Source organism: Paraglaciecola algarum (assembly GCF_021532655.1).
GTDB lineage: Bacteria > Pseudomonadota > Gammaproteobacteria > Enterobacterales > Alteromonadaceae > Paraglaciecola > Paraglaciecola algarum.
The window spans coordinates 195,786-221,039 of record NZ_JAKGAS010000003.1; the positions used below are offsets into that span (position 1 = coordinate 195,786).

The 25,254-nt window shown below is 39.1% G+C and carries 16 protein-coding genes; 4 read left to right on the forward strand and 12 right to left on the reverse strand.

Features of this window, described 5'->3' with window-relative positions; all coding sequences use genetic code 11:
- The first annotated feature begins 406 nt into the window (after nt 1-406).
- Entirely contained in the window at nt 407-3,088 is a 2,682-nt protein-coding gene (locus L0668_RS07055) for a response regulator (protein WP_235311390.1), read from the forward strand.
- A gap of 19 nt (nt 3,089-3,107) precedes the next feature.
- On the opposite strand, the gene L0668_RS07060 is transcribed toward L0668_RS07055, so the two are convergent.
- From L0668_RS07060 to trxC, 5 genes are all read right to left on the reverse strand, one after another.
- Entirely contained in the window at nt 3,108-5,471 is a 2,364-nt protein-coding gene (locus tag L0668_RS07060) for an ATP-binding protein (protein WP_235311391.1), read from the reverse strand.
- Nucleotides 5,472-5,611: 140 nt separating this feature from the next.
- Entirely contained in the window at nt 5,612-6,886 is a 1,275-nt protein-coding gene (locus tag L0668_RS07065; RefSeq protein ID WP_235311392.1) for an O-acetylhomoserine aminocarboxypropyltransferase/cysteine synthase family protein, read from the reverse strand.
- Nucleotides 6,887-6,971: 85 nt separating this feature from the next.
- The gene (locus tag L0668_RS07070; protein ID WP_235311393.1) at nt 6,972-7,685 is read right to left on the reverse strand and encodes an SOS response-associated peptidase family protein; all 714 of its coding nucleotides are present in this window, start codon (nt 7,683-7,685) and stop codon (nt 6,972-6,974) included.
- 6 nt (nt 7,686-7,691) lie between these two features.
- The gene (ybaK, locus tag L0668_RS07075; protein WP_235311394.1) at nt 7,692-8,162 is read right to left on the reverse strand and encodes a Cys-tRNA(Pro) deacylase; all 471 of its coding nucleotides are present in this window, start codon (nt 8,160-8,162) and stop codon (nt 7,692-7,694) included.
- Between the two features lie 47 nt (nt 8,163-8,209).
- Complete coding sequence (gene trxC / locus L0668_RS07080) at nt 8,210-8,641, reverse strand: thioredoxin TrxC (protein ID WP_235311395.1); 432 nt, start codon at nt 8,639-8,641, stop codon at nt 8,210-8,212.
- A 239-nt stretch (nt 8,642-8,880) separates the two neighbouring features.
- On the opposite strand from trxC, the gene rsgA reads away from it, so the two are divergent.
- Nucleotides 8,881-9,948, forward strand: coding sequence for a ribosome small subunit-dependent GTPase A (rsgA, locus tag L0668_RS07085; RefSeq protein WP_235311396.1), 1,068 nt, complete (start codon nt 8,881-8,883; stop codon nt 9,946-9,948).
- A 107-nt stretch (nt 9,949-10,055) separates the two neighbouring features.
- The gene (locus tag L0668_RS07090) at nt 10,056-14,141 is read left to right on the forward strand and encodes a ThuA domain-containing protein (RefSeq protein ID WP_235311397.1); all 4,086 of its coding nucleotides are present in this window, start codon (nt 10,056-10,058) and stop codon (nt 14,139-14,141) included.
- Between the two features lie 61 nt (nt 14,142-14,202).
- On the opposite strand, the gene L0668_RS07095 is transcribed toward L0668_RS07090, so the two are convergent.
- Entirely contained in the window at nt 14,203-14,850 is a 648-nt protein-coding gene (locus L0668_RS07095; protein WP_235311398.1) for a YiaD family glycine zipper/OmpA-like lipoprotein, read from the reverse strand.
- A gap of 344 nt (nt 14,851-15,194) precedes the next feature.
- Here L0668_RS07095 and L0668_RS07100 point away from each other — a divergent pair, with 344 nt between their 5' ends.
- A complete protein-coding gene (locus tag L0668_RS07100; RefSeq protein ID WP_235311399.1) occupies nt 15,195-16,100 on the forward strand; it encodes a substrate-binding periplasmic protein in 906 nt (301 codons plus the stop codon).
- A 314-nt stretch (nt 16,101-16,414) separates the two neighbouring features.
- Here the strand turns inward: L0668_RS07100 and L0668_RS07105 are convergent, their stop codons facing one another.
- From L0668_RS07105 to L0668_RS07130, 6 genes are all read right to left on the reverse strand, one after another.
- Nucleotides 16,415-17,062 (reverse strand): cytochrome b/b6 domain-containing protein, encoded by a 648-nt coding sequence (locus tag L0668_RS07105; RefSeq protein ID WP_235311400.1) that lies wholly within the window; start codon nt 17,060-17,062, stop codon nt 16,415-16,417.
- 10 nt (nt 17,063-17,072) lie between these two features.
- Entirely contained in the window at nt 17,073-18,062 is a 990-nt protein-coding gene (locus L0668_RS07110; RefSeq protein ID WP_235311401.1) for a c-type cytochrome domain-containing protein, read from the reverse strand.
- Between the two features lie 5 nt (nt 18,063-18,067).
- Nucleotides 18,068-19,588, reverse strand: coding sequence for a DUF1501 domain-containing protein (locus tag L0668_RS07115; RefSeq protein ID WP_235311402.1), 1,521 nt, complete (start codon nt 19,586-19,588; stop codon nt 18,068-18,070).
- Between the two features lie 13 nt (nt 19,589-19,601).
- Entirely contained in the window at nt 19,602-22,670 is a 3,069-nt protein-coding gene (locus L0668_RS07120; RefSeq protein WP_235311403.1) for a DUF1553 domain-containing protein, read from the reverse strand.
- Between the two features lie 38 nt (nt 22,671-22,708).
- Nucleotides 22,709-23,746, reverse strand: a complete 1,038-nt coding sequence (locus tag L0668_RS07125) for an NHL repeat-containing protein (protein WP_235311404.1) — start codon at nt 23,744-23,746, stop codon at nt 22,709-22,711.
- Nucleotides 23,747-23,869: 123 nt separating this feature from the next.
- A complete protein-coding gene (locus tag L0668_RS07130; protein ID WP_235311405.1) occupies nt 23,870-25,207 on the reverse strand; it encodes a helix-turn-helix transcriptional regulator in 1,338 nt (445 codons plus the stop codon).
- Nucleotides 25,208-25,254 lie beyond the last annotated feature (47 nt).

The following is a 25,254-nucleotide window of genomic DNA, read 5'->3' on the forward strand; positions in this document are numbered from 1 at the left end:
TACTCGAAATTAGCGTTCAAAGAGTGTCAATACTATGCCGCATTGCTTTAACGTAGAGTTGATTACACCTAGAAAAACATTCGATGTTGGCATTGCAAAACTATTTAGATCGAGCTTAGAAAGTCATAACTTTCCAAGTGTTAATAAGGTTACTGTAAGTATTGGGGTAACAGAGTTTAAAAATGATACATTTTACATTACCTCGATCAACTAGGCTGACAAAGCCCTATGTTTGAGTTAGCACAATGGTAAGAATCAAATTAACTTTTTTGAAGGTATCCTTGCCCAATATTTTTCAAAGAATCTACAATTGAAAGTGGTGGCATAGATTTATTTTGAGAAAACAATTTTTAAAGGTGGACAAAATACCTAGGAATTACACTTTAACTAGTGTTTTAATTGAGCTATGAAGCAAAAATTTAAAAATATGCTATTTAAAAACCCAAAATACTATTCGTTAATCGTATTGTTTTTTGGCGTTTTATGTACAAGTTACATGTATCACTTGGGCTTAATTAAAGAACAAAATGAAACCTATGTAAAATATCAACAACGGGCAAAAATACACGCTAAAGATATTGAAGCAGAATTTAAGCGCTCATTTTTTCAAGTATCGTCAGTAGCGAACCTTTTTTCATCATCCACATGGGTTAGTTATGCAGAATTTGAAGAATTTATTACTAGAGTTTTTCCTGACTTTCCTGAAGGTCGTCGTATTAGTAGCATTCAAAGGTTTACGGCTGAAGATACCAGAATAATGATTGAAAAAGTTCAGCAAAACCCTGAACCTCAATTTAAAAATTTCAATATTTTTGATTATACTCCGCCCAATAAAGTATCTGCGCCCACCAGCACGGATGGCTATTATACAGTACTAAGCTACACCTTCCCTGCGATTAAAGATCAGCACTTCACAGGTAGGAATATCACTCCATCATCTCCTGTAGGACCTTTAATATATCCGGTCATTGAAAATAAATTGCCTTTAATTTCTAATTTTTCAAAACCAATTAAAGGAGTTCGAGACGAAGCATTTATACTGTATATTTTACCTATTTTAAGTAAAGTAACAGAACAGTCACCTACCTCAGAGGTAATTGGTTTAGTTTTATCGAGTCAATTTCTATCTAGCTTTTTTGTGAATAATATACAAAATAATGAGAATGATAATTTTAACTACACTCTGATAGATAAAAATAACAACCAATATCATTTTCCAACTAAAATTTTAGTGGCCCAAGCTGACAAAACTGAAGCCAAAGTTCAATTCACTTTTCCAATTAATCTTGTTAACAATAGGTTCACCTTACTTATCACCCCACGGGATCAGAGCTTAAATAACCCCAATAGTTTAATATTTTCACTTTTTGTTGCTGGTCTTCTATTATCGGCATTAGTTGCATTTATTATCCATGTATTATTATCGATACAAAGCAACCTAACCAAAGAAGTTTCTCGTCAAACGTCAGAGTTAGTCAAACAAAAAGACAGATTAAAAGACAACAATCAGCAATTAGCTAAAGCAGTAAAAGAAGCCAAAGTTTCAGAAAAAGCTAAATCTGAGTTTTTAGCCAATATGAGCCATGAAATACGTACCCCATTAAATGGTGTAATAGGACTTACTGGATTATTAAAGCAAACCAAGCTAGATACATTGCAACTTGAATACTTAGATAAATTAACCTTTTCTGGAAAACATTTATTAACCGTTATCAATGATATTTTAGATTATTCTAAACTTGAATCAGGGCATATAGAATTAGAACAAAAAACCTTTTCGATTCATAATGTAATTGATTACCTTAAAGTATCATTTGACCAAGCAACACAAGCCAAAGGCATCAATTTCAATATCAATTTAGAGGGTGAGGTATTCCCAGATTTAATAGGAGATGTGTTTAGAATCAATCAAGTATTGATTAACTTATGTGGTAACGCCATTAAATTTACTGAGTCCGGCAGTGTAAATGTCGCCATTTCTATGCAACCACAAACAGACTCTGATAGTCATTATATTATTTACTTTAGAGTATCCGATACTGGTGTAGGTATGTTACAGAGTGAGACAATTAACCTCTTTAACAAGTTCAGCCAAGCTGATACCTCAACCACACGAAAATATGGCGGCACTGGACTGGGTTTATCAATTAGCCAAAAGTTATGTCGTGCAATGGGTGGGGAAATAACAGTTACAAGCGAAAAAAATAAAGGCAGCACTTTTACTGCCAGCATGATTTTGAAGCTGAATAAAGACATATTGACAAACCACGAACCTAAAGACTTTAATTTTGAAAAAATAGATATTCTATTGGTAGACGATAATCCTATTGCATTAAGAATTGTCGGGGACTTCTTAACAAATGCAGGTGCGACTGTCATCAAAGCCAATTCTGCAGCACAAGGCTTAACACTGCTAAAAAGTAATAATTATGCTATCAAAATAATCATATCTGATTGGACTATGTTCGATATGGGTGGTAATCAATTTATCAAAGAAGTCGGTAAATTAGGCCTTGTTAACCTACCTAAAATAATCATTCTATCTGCCTACGACATTTCAGTTATAGAGAGTTATAAAACTCAGCTAGGGATAGATCACATTCTAAGTAAACCTTGCCCCGCAGAGGTACTTTTTAAAGCCATAAATACATGTTTGTCTGAGGAACCGCTTAAAAACGACTTAAGGCCTTTAGATAATAGATTAAAAGACGTGAACATATTAGTGGTGGAAGACAATGAAATAAATCAGGTTGTTATTAATCATTTATTAACTGAAGAAGGCGCTATCATAACAACTGCTAACAACGGCAAAGAAGCAATTGATTTACTTAATTCAGCGAATAACATTCAAATTATTTTAATGGACATTCAAATGCCTGTGATGGATGGCATTCAAGCTACTAAAATTATTCGAGCTCATCAAAGCCCACAAATAGCCAATCTACCCATCATTGCATTGTCAGCCAATGTACTTGAACATGAGGTATCTAGTTATCTTGCGGCCGGTATGAATGCCCATAGCGGAAAACCGGTTGATATTGAAAAATTAATCGTCGCTTTAACCCCATTCTTAGACAATATTAGTTAATACTGATCGGCCTATACAATTAAAGGTATTGCTCTAATAATGTCATCAAGTTGTCTATTTCTATAGGTTTAGCTAGATAAGTAATAAAACCAGATTGTTTGTAAGTAGCAATATCCTCAGACATAACATTAGCAGTTAATGCAATAATGGGTATTGAATCTAATTCTGCAAGAATTGCTTTACAGGCGTTTATTCCATCCATCACAGGCATTTGAATATCCATTAAGATCAAATCAGGTTGTTGCAATAAGGCTTGTTTAACGGCGTCTTTGCCATTTGGCACAATAGTGAGCTTTACGTTAGTTGATTCCAACATTGCTTGAATCACTAGTTGATTAATCTCATTATCTTCTGCAATCAATATATGTTTATTAGCATAGTTTTTTGGCAAAACACTCGGAGCATCGGCGTCTTTTTCAATTAGCTCATTATGATCTTTTGCCAGAGGTAGCACTACCTTAACTTCAGTTCCCTCACCAATTTGGCTTTTGACAAAAATTTCCCCTTGCATCATATGAATTAAAGACTGGGTAATAGACATACCTAAACCAGTACCGCCAAATTTTCTAGTAATTGAGCCATCAGCTTGTTTAAACTTAGCAAAAAGAGAAGCTAAACCTTCTTCATCCATGCCAATTCCCGTGTCAACCACCTCAATTATTATCGGCTCATTTGGATTGTCAGACTGATTTTGAGATAAACAAACTATGACTTTTCCTTGTTGGGTAAATTTAATGGCGTTAGATATGAGGTTTAATAATATTTGACTGACTCGAACACTATCACCTATCCATAGATCATGCTTTAGCTGATTACTAATTTCAAAATCAATACCTTTTTTGAGTGCAGTCGGTAACAAATCAGAAGACAAATTTTGTAGTAGTTTTGCTAAATTAAAGTTTGCTGTTTGTATTTCTAACTTGCCTGCTTCAATTTTAGAGAAGTCCAAAATATCATTGATAATAGTGGATAAGTTTTTACATGAATATTTGGCATTTTCTAATAACTCATAAGCTTTGTCTGAGAGAGGTTCGTTTTGCAATAATTGTAAGGTGCCAAAAATACCATTCATTGGAGTTCTTATTTCGTGGCTCATATTAGCCAAAAAAAGGCTCTTAATTTTGCTAGCTTGTTCAGCATCCAATTTAGCTTGTTGCAAGTCCTGTTCATATTGCTTACGTTGGGTAATGTCTCTAATCAATCCCACAATATGTTTTTCGTTTTTAATAAACATAGGGGTAATAGTGATTTCGACAGGAAATACACTTTGATCATTTCGCTTAGCCATTAATTGCCGGTTCTTCCCCATAAGGTGGGTGCCTTTGTTGGCAGAATAATTAGCCATGTACCCAGCGTGATGAGCTGCAGCATCTGAGGGCATTAATTGTTCAACAGATTGACCAATAATTTGTTGTTGTGAATACCCAAACATTTTTTCTGCTGCAAGATTAAATAAAGACAACTTTCCCTTACCGTTAGTGATCACCACAGCATCATTTAAACTGTTTAAAATAGTACCTAAGTGTATCTCCTTATTTTCTATAGAGTTTTGCAAGGATTGTAATTGTGAATCACGCTCCTTAATTTGAATGTCTAAGCTATTTTCTCTTTTAATACTTAACACCTGTGAGATTAAATCACTCGATAGCGCGAACCAAAGTGCAACCCCGTATGCAACAAGACGCAAAACATGCCAACCCCACCAAGGTAAATCCCATAATGTAGATTGTTCAAACATAATGGCTGCCAAACCAAACATACTGCAATGTAAAACAAATAATAAATCATCGGTTTTTTGAGAGCGTCTAAAGGTCAAAAATAACTTTACGGCCACGATTAATAACAATACACCGCCAATAATATTGAGTAATTCAGCCACTAAACTAAAGCCATTTTGGTTTAGCATAACGGGAAGAATTTCTGGGAAATACAAAGATACAAGACAGAAAAAAAATGAAACAATAAATACCTTAAACGGTGTTTTGCTGGACAACTTTTTTTGTATTTTTATTGGCAGGAAAATTAAGCTAAATAACAGTCCACCAAGAAAAGTAGCGGTTGAATGTAACCAAACAAATACTTGGCCCGGCAACACCAAAGCATGCATACCGTCAAGCACCCCCATACCCACCATAGCGCAGGCAATTGGAATATTGAAACTAGTGCCTTGATTTTTGCGCTCTAACACCACTAAAAGATATGCCACAAAGAAAGCAATAAACGAACCGGCTACTTCAACCGCGCTGTGAAATGGAATGTTCTCCCAATAAAAGTTGGCGTATAAACTTTGCCCCAAATATAAAGTTGAAATATGAATTAGAACACTAACAAAAATAACAAAATAGATAATTCTTTGAGTGAAGGGATTGGCTATTTTAGACAATGACTGAACTCCGTCCTAGTATTAAGTTTCTGTGTATATTGATGTCAATCAAGGTATCTTAGTTGGATTGATTATTTATACACATTAACCCCTTAAATGATTAAGGGGTTTATCTTATATAGAACAAATTGAATAAATTACTAGGAAACTTTATCTAAGGCTTGGCTTACGTCGGCAATAATATCTTCAATGTTTTCAATGCCAACCGAGATCCTAACTAGATCTGTGCTCACCCCAGCTTTGGCTAACTCATCTTCATTTAATTGCCTATGAGTAGTAGATGCAGGATGACAAGCAAGTGATTTAGCATCACCAATATTCACCAAACGCAAAATCATTTGTAGCGCATCAATAAACTGACCGCCACCTTCAATTCCACCTTTAACCCCAAAACTTAAAATACCCGAGGCTTTACCACCCGTTGTTTTTTGACACACTGCATTAAACGGGCTATCAGCTAAAGCAGCATAATTGACCCAATTAACTTTAGGGTGGTTTTGTAAAAATGCAGCTAATTTTTCAGCATTTTCACAATGACGCTCCATTCTTAAGCCTAAAGTCTCCAAACCTTGTAAAATCAAGAATGCACTGTGAGGAGCTAAGGCTGCGCCAGTGTTTCGTAACGGCACCACGCGGCAGCGACCGATAAATGCAGCTTCACCCAATGCTTCGGTATATACCACGCCATGGTATGAAGGGTCGGGTTCATTCATCATTGGAAAACGCGCTTTATTAGCCACCCAGTCAAACTTTCCAGAATCCACTATCATGCCACCAATACTTGTACCGTGACCGCCAATATATTTGGTTAAAGAATGCACGACTATGTGAGCACCAAGCTCAAACGGACGACACAAGTATGGTGTAGCCACTGTATTATCAACAATCAGCGGCACACCATGTTTATTAGCGATCTCGGCTAGTGCCGCAATATCCACAATATTGCCAGCTGGGTTGCCAATAGACTCACAAAATATCGCCCGAGTATTGTCATCTATGGCTTTTTCGAACCCAGCTAAATCATCAGCAGACACCATTCTGGCCTCAATTCCTTGTTTAGGCAGGGTATGCGCTAATAAATTGTATGTGCCACCATAAAGCTGACTAGTACTCACAACATTCGAACCAACATCACAAATACACTGCAAAGCATAAGTAATTGCTGCCATACCAGAAGCTACGGCTAATGCGGCCAGTCCACCTTCCATAGCAGCGACTCTTTGCTCGAGCACATCTGTAGTAGGATTCATGATCCTAGTATAAATATTACCTGGTACTTTTAAATCGAATAAATCAGCTCCGTGCTGAGTATCGTCAAAAGTAAACGAAGTGGTTTGGTAGATGGGAACAGCCGCTGCTTTGGTGGTTTCTTCCGACGTGTACCCATGATGTAACGCAAGTGATTCTAATTTCATACTTCACCCCTAATGTGAATTAAATGTTATATATAAACAACAATTCACTTTACTAGGGAATAAACAATTTGGCTATGAGAAGTGCTCAATCTGCCAAAATTAACTCAGGTAATTTTACCCCTTGAAAGGAAGCAGGTTTGTCAATTTGTTGGGCAATTAAATTATGGGGTAAGTGTGGGCTCATTAAATCGTTAAACACAGAAACATCTGACAGCGAAGGATCCAACCACATATGCATAGTGTCATCGTCTTGCCTTAACATAAGCGGTGAGGATTTTTGATGATAATTAAATAATTTTGGATGTGGAGGCAAGGTAATAATAGAACAAGAAAGAACACACTCTCCTGTTTTTTCATGTCGCCATTCTCGGCACAATCCACCTAAAGCTAAAGCCCCAAATTCTGCAGTAAAATCAGTATAGACAGCTTGCGCACCCTTACCTTGAGTTTCACCAAACCCCTTCACCGGTACAATACATCTCGAATGGCGAAAAGCTCTAAACCCTGCACTGCCAGGTACATTTAATTTATCGTAGCGAGTGTTAAAACTTGTCCATTTAGACGCTTTAAAGCTAGATTCAGTTGGCTCTAACAATAACCACCAAATAGCTTGGTCTAATTGTCGTTGGCCGCATACTTCACGAATAATCGAGACCTGATTGGCCACCCGAGTAAAACGATTAAACAACATAACTTGTTGTGCCACAGAACTATCGTCCTGCGGATACAATTTAATGCCCAAGGCTTCACAAAGCTCTCGAACCGCTGGATCGTCTATTACATTTAATCGCCCGCACATGACTTTTTACCTCACTGTAATACTGGCCGAAATTCCTTGAGTAGCTGATGTTAAATCTTGGCAACTTAGTTCAATTTCTAAGCCTCGTTTACCTGCACTTACAAAAATGCTGGGTAATTCACTAGCAGAATCATCAACAACAGTTTTTAAGCGCTTTTTTTGTCCTAAGGGGCTAACGCCGCCTAACACATATCCAGTGGATCGTTGCACCTCTAACTTATCAGCCATTTCTGCCTTCTTGGCTGACAAGGCTTTAGCCACCAATTTCATACTCAACTTTTTATCCACTGGCAAAATAGCAACCGCAAGTGCCCCAGAGTCCAGTTTAACGACTAAGGTTTTAAACACCCTCTGCGCTTGTACATTAAGTTTATCTGCAGCTTCTAATCCATATGAATCGTAACTTTCATCATGCTCATAACTATGTACTTTATGCTCTATTTTTAACTTTTTAAGTAAATTAATGGCTGGTGTCATTTTTCAAATCCTTTTTGAGTTGATTTGGCTGATAAATAAAAGCTCACTCATTTTACCTTTTGTAGACATTGCATGATCCAGCTTTTAAGTTGAGATTCAGCTAAACCACCAGATACTCTATCAATCTCATTTCCTTGGTGAAAAAAGATCAGGGTTGGAATACTGCGGATCCCTGCATCAGCGGAAATCTGCTGGGCATGTTCAGTATTTAGTTTAGCAAACAAGATCCCCTCAGATTGCCCCGCTACTTTTTCAAATACCGGAGCCATAGTTTGGCAGGGCCCGCACCAGCTTGCCCAAAAATCCACTATCACAGGCGGATGATTACGCTCAATATAAGCATAAAAATTGTTACTGCCTAACACCACTGGTTTATTTGAATAAACGAGCTGTTTACACTTTCCACATTTAGCCTCAATTAGTTGTTTTTCTGATGGAACCCGATTCGTCGCAAAACATTGAGAACATACTATGTGCATATCTATTTCCTATTTTTTGATGCTTTACATGGTGCAACTAGCCTGTTATTTTGCCTCTAGATTAATATTTTTGAAACAAATTAAGGAGACATTTGATGTTTGTAATTACCCACCCTAAAAATACCCAACGGGTAGCGACTCTTTAAGCACTAGGATTTTTCCTACCCGTTGTCTATAGGGCGTATGCCTATTTGATTTGGTTTTGATACCAATTAATTAATATGACAGCAGGATTTATCATGTCTGAAAAACAATATTCACTTAGCCAACTAGGCTGGAAACCTTATTTTAATCAACAACTTAATTTGGATGAATTAGAAAATTGCGCACCATTTAGAGTGGTGCAAGTATTTCGTAATCGGCTCCTTGTGTGGGGCGAAAATGTTGAAAAATCTATCTCATTAGCTGAACATCCAGAGTTAACCGAATGTACGGTTGGCGATTGGATTTTATTTTCGCAAACATCAGAGTCACACCAAACAGATCAAACAATACGAATTTTAGAGCGAGCTAGCTTTTTTCAACGTAAAGCACCAGGCTCAATAAGTGCGCAACTTATAGCAGCTAATATTGATACCGCCTTTATTGTTAGCTCTTGCAATCAAGACTTTAACCTTTCGCGGATCGAACGCTATTTAGCTTTAGCCAAAGAAGCACAAACCGAAGCTGTATTAGTACTGACTAAATCTGACTTGGTAGATCAAGAGCAGCAATATGCGTACTTAGATCAACTCAATGATCTTCAGCCTCATCTAATGGTAGTGTTAGTCAATGCACTCGATCCAGAGTCATGTAAACCATTATTAGATTGGTATAAAACAGGCCAAACCTGCGTGTTATTAGGTTCATCTGGTGTAGGTAAAACCACACTCACCAACACCCTTTGTGCAACGGAAGAAAAGACCGCCCCGATACGAGAAGATGACAGCAAAGGTAGGCATACAACCACAGCAAGAGCTTTATTTTTCACCCAAAGTGGAGGGCTAATTTTAGATTGCCCTGGCATGCGTGAATTACAGTTAACTGACTGTGAAGAAGGCGTAAAAGCGGTATTTGATGACATTCAGCAACTGGCATTAAAGTGTAAATTTAGTGACTGCCAACATCAACTAGAGCCTAAATGTGCGGTACAAGCTGCGATAGTAGCGGGCACACTAGACGAACGTAGATTAGTTAATTATCAGAAAATGCTAAATGAACAAACCAGAAACACTATGAGTTTGGCTGAGTCTCATCAAAAAGACCGTGAATTCGGAAAGTTGATAAAAAGCAGTCAACAGCTCAAAAAAACAACTAGGGAAACATAAAGCTTAAAAATAAGCGAATAAAGTAAATCTAATAATAAATATTAAATTTTACCCTTTAGAACGTTAACGATATATTTACAAATATTATACATTAAAGATCGTTTATTATGCGTACTTGTGTTTTTTATTTAGTTCTTATATTGACCTTAAGCACCGCCTGTGGAGGCGGTGGTGGAGATACCCCAACACATACACCGCCTGTCCCTGCGCCTGAACCGACACCCACACCAGATCCAACACCAGAGCCAGAACCCACTCCTGAACCAGAGCCCGAACCTGAGCCTGAGCCTGAACCAACTCCAGAGCCAGAACCTAGGTCAAACAAGATATTAGTGTTTTCAAAAACCGCTGGATTTAGGCATGATTCTATTAGTGCAGGGCAAACTTTATTAGCAGAGCTTGCCATAAAACATAATTGGCAAGTCACATTAACCGAAGATGCAGAGCTATTTACCAGCACAAATTTAGACCAATATGCGGTAGTCGTTTGGTTAAACACCACAGGAGATGTACTTAATGCAGAGCAACAAACGGCATTTGAAACTTATATTGAACAAGGAGGCGGTTATTTCGGCTTACATGCCGCTAGTGATACAGAATATTCATGGCCTTGGTATGGCGATTTAGTCGGAGCTTATTTTAAGTCCCACCCCCATATTCAAGATGCTAAATTAAGCATAGACGACCACAATCACCTAGCTACACATCATTTAGCCGAAGAGTGGCAACGCACTGACGAGTGGTATAATTTTCAAGAAAATCCCCGTACAAACGTCAATGTGCTCTTGTCTTTAGACGAAACCAGTTATTCAGCAGGCAATGATGCCATGGGTGATCACCCCATAGCTTGGTACAACACTATCGGACAAGGCCGCTCTTTTTATTCTGGTTTAGGACACACAAACGCTTCCTATTCTGAACAAAGTTTTATCCAACATGTAGAGGGAGGACTTGCATGGGCAGGTCGCCTGACTTTAGCCGCTCCAGAATGGACTGGGGCAGCACCTACTCAAAGTCAATTTAGCACTGATGTGTTAGCTAGCTCTATCAATCAACCCCAAGAATTAGATATCTCCGAGCAAGGTGAAATATACGTGATTGGCCGCACGGGCCAGTTTTATGCCATAGTAGACAACACCTTAACTGAGACCTCAAGCATCGAGGTTAATGAAATACATGAAGGGGGGCTAATAGGTTTTGCACTTGATCCAGGTTTTACTGAAAACCGACTGGCCTATTTTCATTACACTCACCCTAGCCTTGCTCAACATCAAGTGACGCGCATCCCTATCAATAATGATCACTCCTTAGATTTAGACAATGAAAGTGTATTGCTAACTTACCCTGTACAGTTATCACAATGTTGCCACACTGGCGGCTCTATGGCTTTTGACAGTCAGAAAAACTTGTACATCGCCACTGGCGACAATACTAATCCATTTGCTTCAGAAGGGTATGCGCCAATCGATGAACAAGCAGGTAGAAGTGCTTGGGATGCACAAAAATCGTCTTCTAACACCAATGATTTAAGAGGCAAGATATTACGTATTCGCCCTACGTCTGATGGCAGTTATACCATTCCTGATGACAACTTATTTGCCGAAGACTCACAGCATAGAGGTGAAATTTATGTCATGGGCAACCGTAATCCTTATCGTATTGCCATTGATTCTGCCGACGATAGTTTAGTTTGGGCAGACATTGGCCCAGACGCAGGTAGCTCCAATCCTGACCGAGGCCCGTCAGGTTTAGACGAATTAAACAAAACTTCAGTCGCTGGCAACTTCGGTTGGCCTTATTTTATTGGTAATAATCAAGCCTATAACGACTACAACTTTGCCACTCGATCTTCCGGCGCTAAGTATATTACTAATAATGTGATAAATGATTCACCTAACAATTCTGGCGCAACTGAACTACCCGATGCCACACCAGCATGGGTAAGTTTGAGTCATAGAGCTTTAATGGTGGCAGATGTCTATCGATACGATCCAGGTGTGTTAGACAAACAAAAACTTCCGAGTTATTTCCACGGCAAACTTTTATATTGGAACTTTAACAACGACCGCATGTTTGAAGCCGATATTAGCGATGACAGTCCTGCTTTAAATAGTTGGTTAAACACCTCTGTGATGGCGGGCATAATAGACGGCAAAATATCTCCCCATAATAACCGTTTATATTTGATTTCTTTTGGCGGTAATTGTTGTGGTAAGCCCAATGACGCTGGTTTATTAGTAGAAGTAAATTATACCCACGAAGACGCTGAAGGGCCCCTCCCTAACGATCCATCCATAACAAGTTACGCGATTAATGCTGGCGGAAATAATTACACAGCCATAGATGGTACTGAATATCAAGCTGACAATTTTTATGGCGGAGGCAATCAAGCTAGCAGTAATAGTACAATTTCAGCTACTCAAGACGACACTATTTACCAAACCCACCATTGGCAAAGTGGCACATTGTCTTATGCATTACCAATTCGAAATGGGCAATACAATATCACTCTACAATTTGCAGAAACCTATCAAACCCAAGTAGGCATGCGCACATTTAATGTAGTAATAGAAGATCAAAGTGTAATCTCTAATCTTGATCTAGTGGCGACAACTGGCATAAACACTGCCTATGACCAAACCTTCTCGGTAGAAATAACCGATGGTTTACTGAATATAGATTTTGAAGCTGTGATAGAAAACCCGTTAATTAGCGGAATTAGAGTAACGCCCAAACCACTATTTACCAGCCAAGCACAAATACTGCTTTTCTCTTCTGAAAACGGCCAATACCTAGGTCAAAGCACCGATACCAATGCACTAACGGCTAACTTTGAATATGCCAACATACAGCAAACTTTTATTGTTGAAGAAGATACAGACGGCTACGTCAGACTAAGGTCACAATTTGATAACCAGTTTCTAGAAGTCAACAGTGATGGTGTTCTAGTATTTACCCCTTCAGCTAACACTGATCAATCGCTATTTTTAATTGTGCAAAACGAAAACGGCTCTTTTTCAATACAAGCCAAAGAGAATGCTAAATACCTGATGGTAAATTCAGATCTAAACTTGTCGGCTGCTAGTGACGACATAACCGCTGCCACTGAGTTTGGAATTTCTAAGGCTGAAACCTGTGACACAGGCAATGGCAATGCAATTGAATGTCGGCCCAATGCCAAACCTTATTTGGACATGCCAGCTATGGCCAATGACGACTTTAGTAACGTGCCTCAATTGTTATCTGAAACTGGCGCATTTATTAACGTAGCAGACTTAAGCCCAGCACCTAGCCTGATCCCCTACGCGCCGATAACCAGTTTATGGTCAGATAGAGCAGAAAAACTGCGCTGGGCGTCTATCCCGTCTGGTGAAAAAATCCAATGGGCAGAACAAGACAAATGGCAATGGCCAGCAGGAACTGTGTTAGTCAAACATTTTGCATTACCTACTGATTCGAACGACCCTAGCCAGCTGGATCGTTTAGAAACCCGCTTAATCGTTATTCGAGAAAACGGTTTGTTATATGGCGTAACCTACAAATGGCGAGACGATAACTCAGATGCTGAGCTTCTCAAAGACGCACTAAATGAAGACATAGACATCATCACAGCTTCAGGCAGCGAAATACAAACTTGGACCTATCCTAGCCCAACCGACTGTTTAACCTGCCACAATGAAGAAGCCGAGGGAGTATTAGGTATTAAAACCGCAGCCTTAAATGGTAAATACACTTACGAGTCAGAAATAACAGCCAATCAGTTATTAACTTGGAATAATCTAGGCTTGTTCGAAGCTGGATTTTCGGCGGTAGATATTGCTAACTACCCGGCTCACGCGAGCCTCAGTGACAGTAGTAAAAGCCTTGAACACAGAATGCGTTCCTATTGGGATATCAACTGCGCTTCTTGCCATGGACCACAAGGTATTGCCTCCCAATGGGATGCCAGATATGCCACACCACTCGCAGAACAAGGCATTATTAATGGGGAACTCGCCAATCAAAGAGATTATTTACATGACTATGGCTTAACCAATCCTTATGTGGTCGAGCCAAAAAATGCTGATAACTCAATTTTGTACATTCGGGATAAAAGTACTAACCCTGAAGACAGGATGCCACCAGTGGGACGCAATTTAGAACACAAGGAATATATAGAATTGCTTAAGCAGTGGATTGAAAGTCTAGAGTAAAGTTTACCAAGGCCATGGTACATGGCCTTAATTCAAATCACCTACACTGAAAACCAACGAGTTATGCTTCTAGTGGGATAATTCTAAGCTCCACACGGCGATTTTTCGATCGACCTTCCACTGTATCATTGCTGGCCACAGGTTGAGATTCACCAAAACCTAGGGTTTGTAATCTAGCTGGCAAAACAGCAGTAGACTGTAGATAATTGGCAACACTGTTTGCCCGCAAAATAGATAAATTCTGATTATATTGCTCATCACCTTGCGAGTCAGTGTGACCTTCAATGCTCAATTTAGTTTTTTCGTAACGATTAAGTACTTTAACCACATCATTAAGGACCGGGTAGAAACCGGTCACGATAGAAGAACTCCCAGTTCCAAAGGTAATATTACCTGGAATGGAAAGCCTGATACTGTCTCCTTCTCGATACACTTCAATACCACTGCCGGCTAACTCTTCTCGAAACGCTTCTTCTTGCTTATCCATGTACGAACCAATTGCTGTACCAGCAATTGCCCCCAACGCGGCCCCCCAAACATAACGCTTTTTATCGTGGTCACCTGTTCCTTTGCCCGCTATTGCGCCAATGACGGCACCAATACCTGCGCCTTTTTGGGTATTATTCATGGTAGAGCCACAGCCAGTTAAAATAAGCCCGATTAGGCTTGTAACAATAAGAGTTTTATTTAAATTGTTGGTGTTTTGCATTGATATCTCCTGTCAAATTACGAAGGGAATAGTTAGATCTAGGTTCTGAACAGTTGCTTTGATAGTCACATCTAATAACTACAGCCATTGTTACTAATTTAATAATGCACAGACCATTCCACATTTCACCAAATATTAGGTTTACTATTTAATTCATATAGTTACAATAAATTTGAAAGATAAAAAACTTGATAACTCACAAAATACGTCTGTAATTAAAGACCTCCAAGTATTGTATTTTGTAAATTTTACAAAAGGTTAATTAATCCTTTAGGCTATAGTAATAATTGGTTAAGTTTTCTTAATAATGGTGTTTAGCCTATTAAAAAATATGGAATGGTATATTGATTAATGTAACCAAAATCAAAGCTTGGCTCAGTCTGATGATATTCAGCGCAGCTTGGATCGTTATCTCACCTGCAGTAATTGCTTCTGAAAATAAAAAATATCACATCATTAAATACCCTAAAGTAATAGATACCAATCTCTATCAAAATCAATCGAACTACTTTGTGGATGTGTTGAAACTTGCATTAGACAAGACTGGCATCAACTACAAAATTGAATTCGTCAATATTCCGAGTTTAGCTCAAAGCCGCAGCCAATCTTTAATCAAGCAAGGGGTTTACGATATTCATTGGCTCACTACAAGCGAAGAAAGAGAGTCTGCACTTAAGCCTATTAGGATCCCCTTATATAGAGGGCTGTTAGGCTTGCGCATTGCTTTCATCAACAAAACAAATCAGGATTTATTTGCTAATACACATAATTTAGCAGATTTAAGTCAATTTTATAGTGGTCAAGGAAGAGACTGGGTTGACACTAAGATCCTAAATTTTAATCGATTAAAACTAATGTTAGCCAGCACATCACCTGCACTTTTCGATATGTTACGTATCAATCGAATTGACTATGTTCCTAGGTCAATTCTAGAAATATGGTGGGAAACTGAGTTAGCAGAGACATCTGGATTAGCCGTCGATCCTTATATCGCTCTTCATTATCCAGAGCCTGTTTATTTCTTTGTACGAAATGACAAAACAGATTTACATGAATACGTATTTAAAGGTTTAAATATCGCAATTAACGATGGTTCATTCCAAAAAATATTTAATCAGTATTTTGGGGAATATATTAAAAAATCACAACTAGATAAGCGCAGAATATTTAATTTGATCAATCCTTACTTACCAACTAAAACACCTTTAAACGATAGCCGTTTGTGGCATCAACTATCCACTGGAAATTAAGCAAATAATTAAACTTAAATTTCTGGAATATTAATATCCCCATCCTAATACCAATTCATCTTGATATGTGATCACTCAGAATGCATCCAGCGGATTTTGATTAAGGCGTCGCTGTGCAGTAATGGTTGTTCCCTTTCAAATAGCGAGAACGCAAAGCAAAAGCCGCTGGGGCATTCCTTTCAGGCGAGTTTTAAAAGGGTTTACTCTGTGTTGCATGACCTCGAAAGAGAACCACTATTCCTTCAATCATACGCCTTGATTAAACCCTTTTAAACTCTCGCTGAGTGACTACATATCAAGATGGATTGGTATAATCATACCCACAACCAATAAGCCAAACTGACTGAACAGCCCAAACAAATCAAAGCAAAATATTGCGGCGCTAGTTTTACTTTTTCTGATTGAGAAGTTTGCTCTATATTTTTGTCGCCACTAAACATAGCCTTGACCAAGTTGTCTTTTTTAACCAATACATAAAAAAACACAGCCACTAAATGGATCCATACAATGAACAAAATAAAATCAAAACTTAAGCTATGTAATTGAGTAAAAGTATCAGACATACCTTTACTCACATAATCAGATAATGCCCCGCTGAAGCCCAAATCATTATTACTCAACATGCCAGATATAACCTGAAAGCCTAGAATAACCAACATCACTATTACCATCCAACCACCCGCTGGATTATGTCCTGTAGAATGGGGAGTGCTAAACTTTACTGAATTAATTAAATAACGGATTGCCACTCTGGGATATTTAATAAACTGAGTAAACCTAGCAGTTGATGAGCCAATTACACCCCACAAGACTCTAAATACCAACAAAGCTAACAGACTATGCCCAGCGATTTCATGTAATTCAATCATGCGATTTTCAATAGTGTACCAAGCTAAAAAGATATTCAGCACCAAAACCCAATGGAATAATCGCGTGGCTAAATCCCAAACTTTTATTTGCATAAATACATCCTCATTTTACGCCTACTAAAGTGATAGAAGCTTGTTCGAATTTAGCCTGCACACTAGGTGTGATTAATGTTTTATCTACTAGCACTTTTTCCAAACTAGCTAAAGAGACTAATTGTATTAGACCTTCAGCTGAAATTTTTGTACCTGCAATATTCAGCTCTTTTAATTGCTGACAAGTCAGTAAAAACCGCATGGATAGATCACTTATAGCTGACTGATAAAGGTTTACTTCTACCAACTTTGATTTGACCGAAGCAAACTCAGTTAATAATTGATCATTAAACCTATTTCCAATAACAAAGCTGTTGAGTATAAGATCAGCCGATGTACGAGCTTGATATTGCAAACTAAAACCGTACTCTTGTTGTAAATGCTGCACTTCTTGGGCTAACGGCGCACGAGCCTTCTCGATAGCTTGCCAATCAATTGGCTCGAAACTAATCTTTTTAGCCTTAGGTGGCGCTTCAGGGAAATCCACTTCCGTTAACTGTCCAGAGCCACCTTTATCTAACCATAATTTTATCAAAGCTAAATCTGTATCTGAGTGACGCTCTCTGCCATAAGGTGGCATAGCTAATCTATGCTCTGCAGGTAAACTCATACGTTCCAACAACAAGTTATTTTCGGCTACAGTTAAATTAGTCTCACTTTTCCCAGAGAAGTTGAGTTGTCGAAAACTATCTAATCTAAGTTTACCTTTTTGTTTATTATCGTTATGACAAGCTGCGCAATATTGTTCAAAAATGGGGTCGATGCGCTGCTCATAAAAAGAGTCAGTTTGGGCTTTTAATACTGGAGTTAAGTGCAGGCTTTCAGCTGCCACTTGCAGCCATTCTGGTTTTCCTTTTAAAAACAAAACGCCCCAAATTAAGCTAAGTATTAACACACCGAAAAAATAGCGTTTAACGGTAATGTAGGATGTAGCTTGATAGCTTAAATGTTCAGCTGGTTTGCCTTGCGCAGACATATTCTGCTCTAAATGTTTATCCATGGATATTAAGCCAACAACTGAGACACAATATGGGCATCATGCACGCCTGTTAAACGCTGATTTAGTCCCTGATAGGGGTAAGTAAAATTTTGATGATTAAAACCTAATAAATACAAAATTGTGGCATGTAAATCATGGATGCTGACTGGATCTTTGACTATGTCATAACCCATTTCATCTGTTTCGCCGTGAGTGTACCCACCTTTGACTCCACCGCCTGCTAACCACATAGTATATGCATTAGGGTGATGATCACGTCCAGGTAAAATATTGTCCTGTCCACCACGGTTTTCTTGCATGGGCGTTCTGCCAAACTCTCCGCCCCAGATCACTAAGGTATCGTCTAACATGCCTCTATCTTTTAAATCAGATAACAATGCCGCTATAGGCTTATCAATATGACTACATTTTTTAGCCAAGCCATGACTGACATTCTCGGTATCGTTGGTACCATGGCCGTCCCAGTCCCAATCGAATAATTGAATAAAACGCACACCTGACTCGGCCAGCCGTCTTGCTACTAAGGCATTATTGGCAAAACTTTTCTTGCCTACCTCAGCGCCATAATTCGCCAGAGTTGTTTCACTTTCTAAGCCAATATCAAATGCATCAGATGCTTCTACTTGCATCCTATAAGCCATTTCATATTGAGCAATGCGGGTCAATGTTTCTGGGTTACCCATTTCTTGGTAGTTTTGTTGATTTAATTTGGCTAAGGCATCTAATACATGACGCCTAAGAGGACGGTTCACGCCTTTAGGGTTACTTAAATACAAAACAGGATCACCTTGTGATCGACACTTCACCCCTTGATAGGCGCTGGGTAAATAACCAGAGCCCCAAAGCGGCTTGCCGCCATCTGGCGAACGCGAGCCAGATATTAATGAAACAAAACCAGGTAAGTTCTGATTCGCGGTACCTAATCCGTAAGTGGTCCACGCCCCAAGAGAAGGGTGTCCTGGACGAGCATTCCCCGTTAGCGCGAGTATTTGAGCAGGAGCATGATTAAACTGATCCGTATGCATAGATTTAATAAAACACATATCATCGACATGTTTGGCTAAGTGGGGCAAACGATCTGATATCCAAGCGCCGCTTTCACCTTCTTGCTTAAAAGGAAATTGTGGGCCAAGTAATTTAGGTACCCCCGAGATAAAGGCAAAACGTTTGCCTTTTAAAAACTCCTCTGGGCATAGCTGGCCATCATACTTTTTAAGCTCAGGTTTATAATCAAACATTTCCAGTTGGCTAGGCGCACCTGCCATATGCATATATATAACCCGCTTTGCCTTGCCGGGATATGGTGGCGCAAGTGGTGCTAATGGCCGACCTAAAGGACGAGTGTAATCAAAAGGATTACTGCCACTAGCCGCAACATTTGGCGCCAGCATAGAAGATAAAAACGCGCCTCCTAACATAGCACCGCTTTGTTTTATAAATTCTCGACGGGTTTTAGCTTTTAAGGTTTCTATCTCAAGGGCCTCTATCTCGGCTTGACTCGCGTATTGGTTTTTAAATAAATTCATTTTGATCTCCGAGTTAACGCGTCAAAGCATTGTCTAAATTGAGTAAAATAGAGGCAACTGCTGTCCAAGCGTTTTTGTCATCACCTTGCTCTACTTCGGCATAAGCCATATCCAATGCCTCAGAAAGAATGTTCAGGGTATCTTCGTCTGGCATTTGACTTAGTACCAGCTGATAACCGTGCCTAATAGCAGCTTGTTTATTCTGACTAGGAGAGACTTTATAAACTTCAAGCATTAGTTCAGCTAGTGACTGTGCTGCTTCGTGATATACCGGATCATTTAGGGTAACTAACGCCTGTAATGGTGTATTGGTGGGAATACGACGGGCGTGACTTAACTCTCTCGACTCCATGTCAAAGGTTTCAAAGCTAGGATAGGCGTATTGACGTTTAATAAAGGTGTAGACAGCTCTTCGATATCTGTCTTCGCCTTTGGCTGTTTTCCAGTCCTTTATTTTTACGCCTTTACGACCCCAAACATTGTCAGGTTGAGGAGGCATTACTGGCTTACCATGCATTTTAGTGGTCAGTAACCCACTCACTAACAAGGCTTGATCTCGCACCATTTCTGCGGTTAAACGCTGCATAGGGCCACGAGCCAACCAAACATTATTCGGATCTTGCTCTTGTAGTTGCTCGGTTATTTTAGACTTTTGTTGGTAAGTGTGACTCGTCACTAACAGGCGTATCAGTTGCTTCATATCCCATTGCAAATCCTGTTGAAATTGAATCGCTAACCAATCCAATAGCTCTGGATGAGAGGGCTTTTCACCTATACTGCCAAAATCTTCCAGTGTCTCCACTATGCCCCGACCAAACAAGGTATGCCAAAATCTATTAACTGCAACTCTAGCGGTTAAAGGCTGATCTTCTTTAAAAAACCATTTAGCCATGGCTAAGCGATCCACTGAGGAGTCTGGTTCAAAGGCTGGGAATAACTTGGGCGTAGCCGGCTCTAATAATTCGCCTTCTTTGGCTAAGAAATTACCTCGGCCAAATAAAGCCGTGCCTCTTTGGTCCCAACTATCTTGTTGATACATAACAGGCACATCTATGCTGGCGATATTTGAAAGTTGAGGCTTAAGCTCGGTGTATCGATTGATATTGGCTAAGCGATCTGGATCTGCGGTTAACTTAAGCCAATCATTATTAGTCGTTGCCGATATTGCTAAATGCCGTACTTTTTGATCAAGGCGGTGAACATCTACCTTTAAATAGTCTCCATTTTCTAAGGCGATAGGCTCAGCCAACACAGCCACTGACCAACGAGGATTAAACAAATGGCTAGCAGATAATGCGATAGCCGACCCCATAGAATCTCCCTCTGCCAAAGGTTGATTCGGTTTCAGTCCTTGTTTTTCTCTTTGTTTATGAAGGCTGAACAATTTAGAGAGTTGCCCATCCAGTACTTCAGTATTACCTACCACTATGCCTGCAAAAGATATGGGTTGCTCGCTACCATCAGGTTTAACATGCCACACCTTAATTTCATTCACTTTATAGCCGGCTTCAGGAGTATGAGGTGCAATCTCAGGATCCAGCCCAGCGACTAAAAACTGAAGAGCCGAAATGTTTTTTAACTGGCTGTTTACCTTAAGCTTGTATATGGCACTGGCAGCTAATCCTTCACTGGTTTCGTAAACTTCACCGTTTTTGATACCGAGTATTGCTAGTGGCTGGTCTTGAATCGCAGCAATATCTTCATTCAAACGTTTAACTTTAAGTTGCCATTGGCCGTATTTCCAAGACTTTTTGTCGTCAGCCTGATCAATCTGCTTTTGGATATAATCTCTATTTTTGATTAGCGCAGTAAGCTCATCGATTTTTCCACTTTCTATGTCCAGTTTTTCCCAATCCACTTGGTCATTCAGCTTTACAGCTTGATAAGCGATATTTTCTTTTATCTGAATAAGTTGCTCTTGAATATCAAAAGCCTGCTGACGTTTTGTTGGATCAACCGCATATTTAAGATGTGGAACATCATTCGATTTATCCGAGTCCTGCGTGGTGTTTAAGAAACTGTAGAAGCTATAAAACTCTTCATGTTCAATAGGATCGTAAGGATGAGCGTGGCACTGCACACAATTCATGGTAACGCCATTTAATACTGACCATGTGGTAGACACTCGATCCAAAATAGACACAGTCCTAAACTCTTCATCGTCAGTTCCACCTTCGTCGTTTGAGGTGGTTTGTCGATGAAATGCCGTAGCTATCATATTATCGACAGTACGGTTAGGTAATAAATCACCTGCCAACTGTTCAATCACAAAGTCGTTATAAGGTTTATTTTGGTTAAACGCATCGATAACCCAATCTCGATAAGGCCAAGTATCTCGATATTTATCCCAGGTATACCCTTTAGTATCTGCATAGCGAGCTAAATCTAACCACATACTAGCCCAACGTTCGCCAAAGTGTTTTGATGCTAACAATCGATCAACTTGTTTATTGTAAGCTTCAGGACTTTCATCGTTTAAGAATGCATTGAGTTCATCAAGGGTGGGAGGTAAACCGGTAAGATCTAACGATAGACGTCTTAACAAAACTCCTTTCTCGGCCTTATCAGCTGGTGTCAATCGTTGTTCGTGCAGGCTTTGTTGAATGAATAGATCTATTTCGTTATTGACCTTACTCTCATCAATTGACTGAGGAATAGCTTGAGCTGTAGGTTTTTCAAAAGCCCAATGTTCTTCCCACTCAGCTCCTTCTTCGATCCACTGTCTAAGTAACGCAATTTGCTCAGGCTTTAAAGGCGGGGCTTTATAGGGCATACGAATATTTGGATCTTTAGATTCAATACGTTCAATAAGCCCAGAAGCATCTGGATCACCTGGCACCACAGTTAACCGTCCCGAGTGGCCTCGGCCTAAGGCTTCTTCTCTATAAATAAAAGACACACCCGACTGCTTACCCACCCCACCGTGACACCCTGTGCAATTTTCATTGAGTATGGGGCGAATGTCTTTATTAAATGAAATAGTTATCACTTGGTCTGGATCAGCTTGAGTATTAACACTTTGATATGCCACAACACTCAGACCAGCTAGCGCTAGCATCACTGCAACTTTAAAGGCTTTCATATTCTTAACTTACCTAGATTAATCACTGAATTAACAGTTTAATGAGTTAAATCAAATCGAAGAATACGGCCCCATTTGTTCCATTCGGTAATGTAAATATTACCTTGATGGTCAAAAGTAATGCCATGTGGGCTGGTAAACACACCTTCACGCCATTTTTCTGGTGACACTTTATTAGTACTGATTTCGTTAGCCACCTCATTGGTACCCAAGGCGACTAAGACTTTACCTTGTTTATCTAATACACTGACTCGGCCTTTAATTTCGGCCACTACTATCTTGTCACCATAAAAGTCTACGGCACTAGGACGGCGTAAATCATCAGCAAAAGTTCCGATTAAACTGCCATCTAATTGCATGTGCACTAAACGAGCATTGTTGCGGTCGGTGCATAAAATTCGGTTTGGTTTAAAGCGCGGGTCGATAGAGATTTTATGACAATTATTAAAGTTGTAAGGAGCGTCTTTGCCGCCAAAGCTCGCAATGTATTCACCTTTGGGGTTCAACTTATGAATAAAATCTCGACTGTAACCGTCTACCACGTATATGTTGCCATCTTGATCTACATCTGCCGCAGTTAAACTCAATGCATTACGGTCTTTGTTTGGATTATGAAACTTAGTTGGGATCACTTGAGTCGCGTCAATATCTAACACTTTTACGCCATTTAAGTGCATTTTGATAATACGCTTCTTATCTAATTGCGCAGCATAGATATACTCCTGCCCATCTGCATCTAGATGAATAACAAAACCATGTAAATCTTTAGGAGCATTAGGCACATTACTTTTATATTCACCTTGTGGCGAATAAATCTGAACACCACCTTTTTCACCCATAATGCTCACATACACATCGCCGCTTTTTGCTACGTCAATTTCACCGTGAGAATTCCCCACAGCATGAGAGCCGTCAGCTAAGTCGCTCCATTTTGCCGACAGTTTATATTCTGCGTTTTGAAGAGAATTTTTATGAGACGGCCCGTGAGCATGAGAAAATGCGTTTGAGCTAATTAATACACTGCTAAATATAGCTAAAAATAGCCTTGGAAAAGTGTTGGTTTGATGAGTAGACATTAGATACTTTATTGTTATTAAAAATCTAAGTTAAGTTTAGCTAATGCCTTGTTAGGTCACCTTTAATATAATGACAAACTCACCTATAAAATAGTGACATGAAATTTAAGTCAATATATTCAATTAGTTAGAGAGTTCTTCTTTATACACAATTGGAGATTTTCCAGTGATTTTTTTAAACACTGTACTGAAATAATTAGAATTATTATATCCCACGGCAAAGGCTGTATCGGTTACAGACTGACTCAATAGAATTTGTTTAGCTAATTCGATTCGCCACTCGGTCAAATATTGATTAATGGTTTGTCCAGACTGCTGTTTAAAAGTACGCATCAAATACGCCCGACTGATATTGAGTTGTGCGGCTAACTTATCGATATCAATATCTTCTTGATAGTGTGATTGAATATAAGATTTGGCACTTTCTACCATATCTGTTGCTCGTTTGGCTGGCATGGTTTGGATCATGTTAGATAACTGCAACACTTCTTGTTGAGCAATTTGCCGAATGAGCTGACTGTCTGAGCTATTTTCAATGGCTTGGCTGTGTTGGCTGTTACGAACAACTAAACTGTCTATATCTCCACCCGCTTCAATACTGGAATCAGTTAACCTATCTAAGATTTCTCTGATCCTAATTTTGTATACCGCCAGATTGCCATTGGAAATAGTTTCTAAATTAACCAGTAACTTTTCAATTTCTGAGCCTAGGTCAGCACCACCACCTTTAACTAAATACAAGAGCTCTTCTTGCAATAACATAGCTTTACTTTTTAAACCTTGTAAATCTCTATATACAGCAAAGGCCCAGCATAGTGCAGTGACAATAGAACCTAGATAATACACCCAATAATTTTCGGTAAATAATGAGCCATATACAAATAATACTCCGTAAATCCAACCACCAGCTATAAACCATATGAGGTGTGGGTTAGTTTTATGCTGTAACTCTTTGATCAATAAATAGCTACAGGGCAACACAGCTAACACCATAGCAGCTAGTGACTGAACTATATGAGAATGTTTTCTGCCGAATAATTCAGGCCAATTCAATTGAAAAGTATCTGGAATAAACAAATGGCGCTGAAACAATTCTTCAAGTACTACATAAACAATAGAAAATAACAAACCCGATACCACAGGTAACCAATACCAAGAGCGACTTATCAACTGTCCACTGCTTTTACATGCTGCAATGAGTAATGCCGGCATACCTAGAGTAAACAGAAAAGACACTCGGCCATATAAAACCCAAGCTGCAATATCCGGCATTAAGTAACTTTGTGCACTTCGGCCCAACAAAAAGAAAACTAAACTGGCTAGAAAACAATTATATAAAAGGTATTCGCTACCAATACGCTTACGCACCACTGAAATATAAATGATCACAGTGAGCAACATCTGCGATGAAACAATTGGCATGAGTAAATAATTTAAAGTTTCGGCGGGAATAGACAGCATATACAAACCAAATGAATTAAATGAATAAAGCTAGTTTCCTTCAAGTA

Excerpts from the sequence above, each read along its gene's own strand:
- L0668_RS07055 (WP_235311390.1), top strand. The coding sequence starts at position 407 with ATGAAGCAAAAATTTAAAAATATGCTATTTAAAAACCCAAAATACTAT.
- L0668_RS07065 (WP_235311392.1), bottom strand. The coding sequence starts at position 6,886 with ATGAAATTAGAATCACTTGCGTTACATCATGGGTACACGTCGGAAGAA.
- L0668_RS07070 (WP_235311393.1), bottom strand. The coding sequence starts at position 7,685 with ATGTGCGGGCGATTAAATGTAATAGACGATCCAGCGGTTCGAGAGCTT.
- ybaK (WP_235311394.1), bottom strand. The coding sequence starts at position 8,162 with ATGACACCAGCCATTAATTTACTTAAAAAGTTAAAAATAGAGCATAAA.
- trxC (WP_235311395.1), bottom strand. The coding sequence starts at position 8,641 with ATGCACATAGTATGTTCTCAATGTTTTGCGACGAATCGGGTTCCATCA.
- rsgA (WP_235311396.1), top strand. The coding sequence starts at position 8,881 with ATGTCTGAAAAACAATATTCACTTAGCCAACTAGGCTGGAAACCTTAT.
- L0668_RS07090 (WP_235311397.1), top strand. The coding sequence starts at position 10,056 with ATGCGTACTTGTGTTTTTTATTTAGTTCTTATATTGACCTTAAGCACC.
- L0668_RS07095 (WP_235311398.1), bottom strand. The coding sequence starts at position 14,850 with ATGCAAAACACCAACAATTTAAATAAAACTCTTATTGTTACAAGCCTA.
- L0668_RS07105 (WP_235311400.1), bottom strand. The coding sequence starts at position 17,062 with ATGCAAATAAAAGTTTGGGATTTAGCCACGCGATTATTCCATTGGGTT.
- L0668_RS07110 (WP_235311401.1), bottom strand. The coding sequence starts at position 18,062 with ATGGATAAACATTTAGAGCAGAATATGTCTGCGCAAGGCAAACCAGCT.
- L0668_RS07115 (WP_235311402.1), bottom strand. The coding sequence starts at position 19,588 with ATGAATTTATTTAAAAACCAATACGCGAGTCAAGCCGAGATAGAGGCC.
- L0668_RS07120 (WP_235311403.1), bottom strand. The coding sequence starts at position 22,670 with ATGAAAGCCTTTAAAGTTGCAGTGATGCTAGCGCTAGCTGGTCTGAGT.
- L0668_RS07125 (WP_235311404.1), bottom strand. The coding sequence starts at position 23,746 with ATGTCTACTCATCAAACCAACACTTTTCCAAGGCTATTTTTAGCTATA.
- L0668_RS07130 (WP_235311405.1), bottom strand. The coding sequence starts at position 25,207 with ATGCTGTCTATTCCCGCCGAAACTTTAAATTATTTACTCATGCCAATT.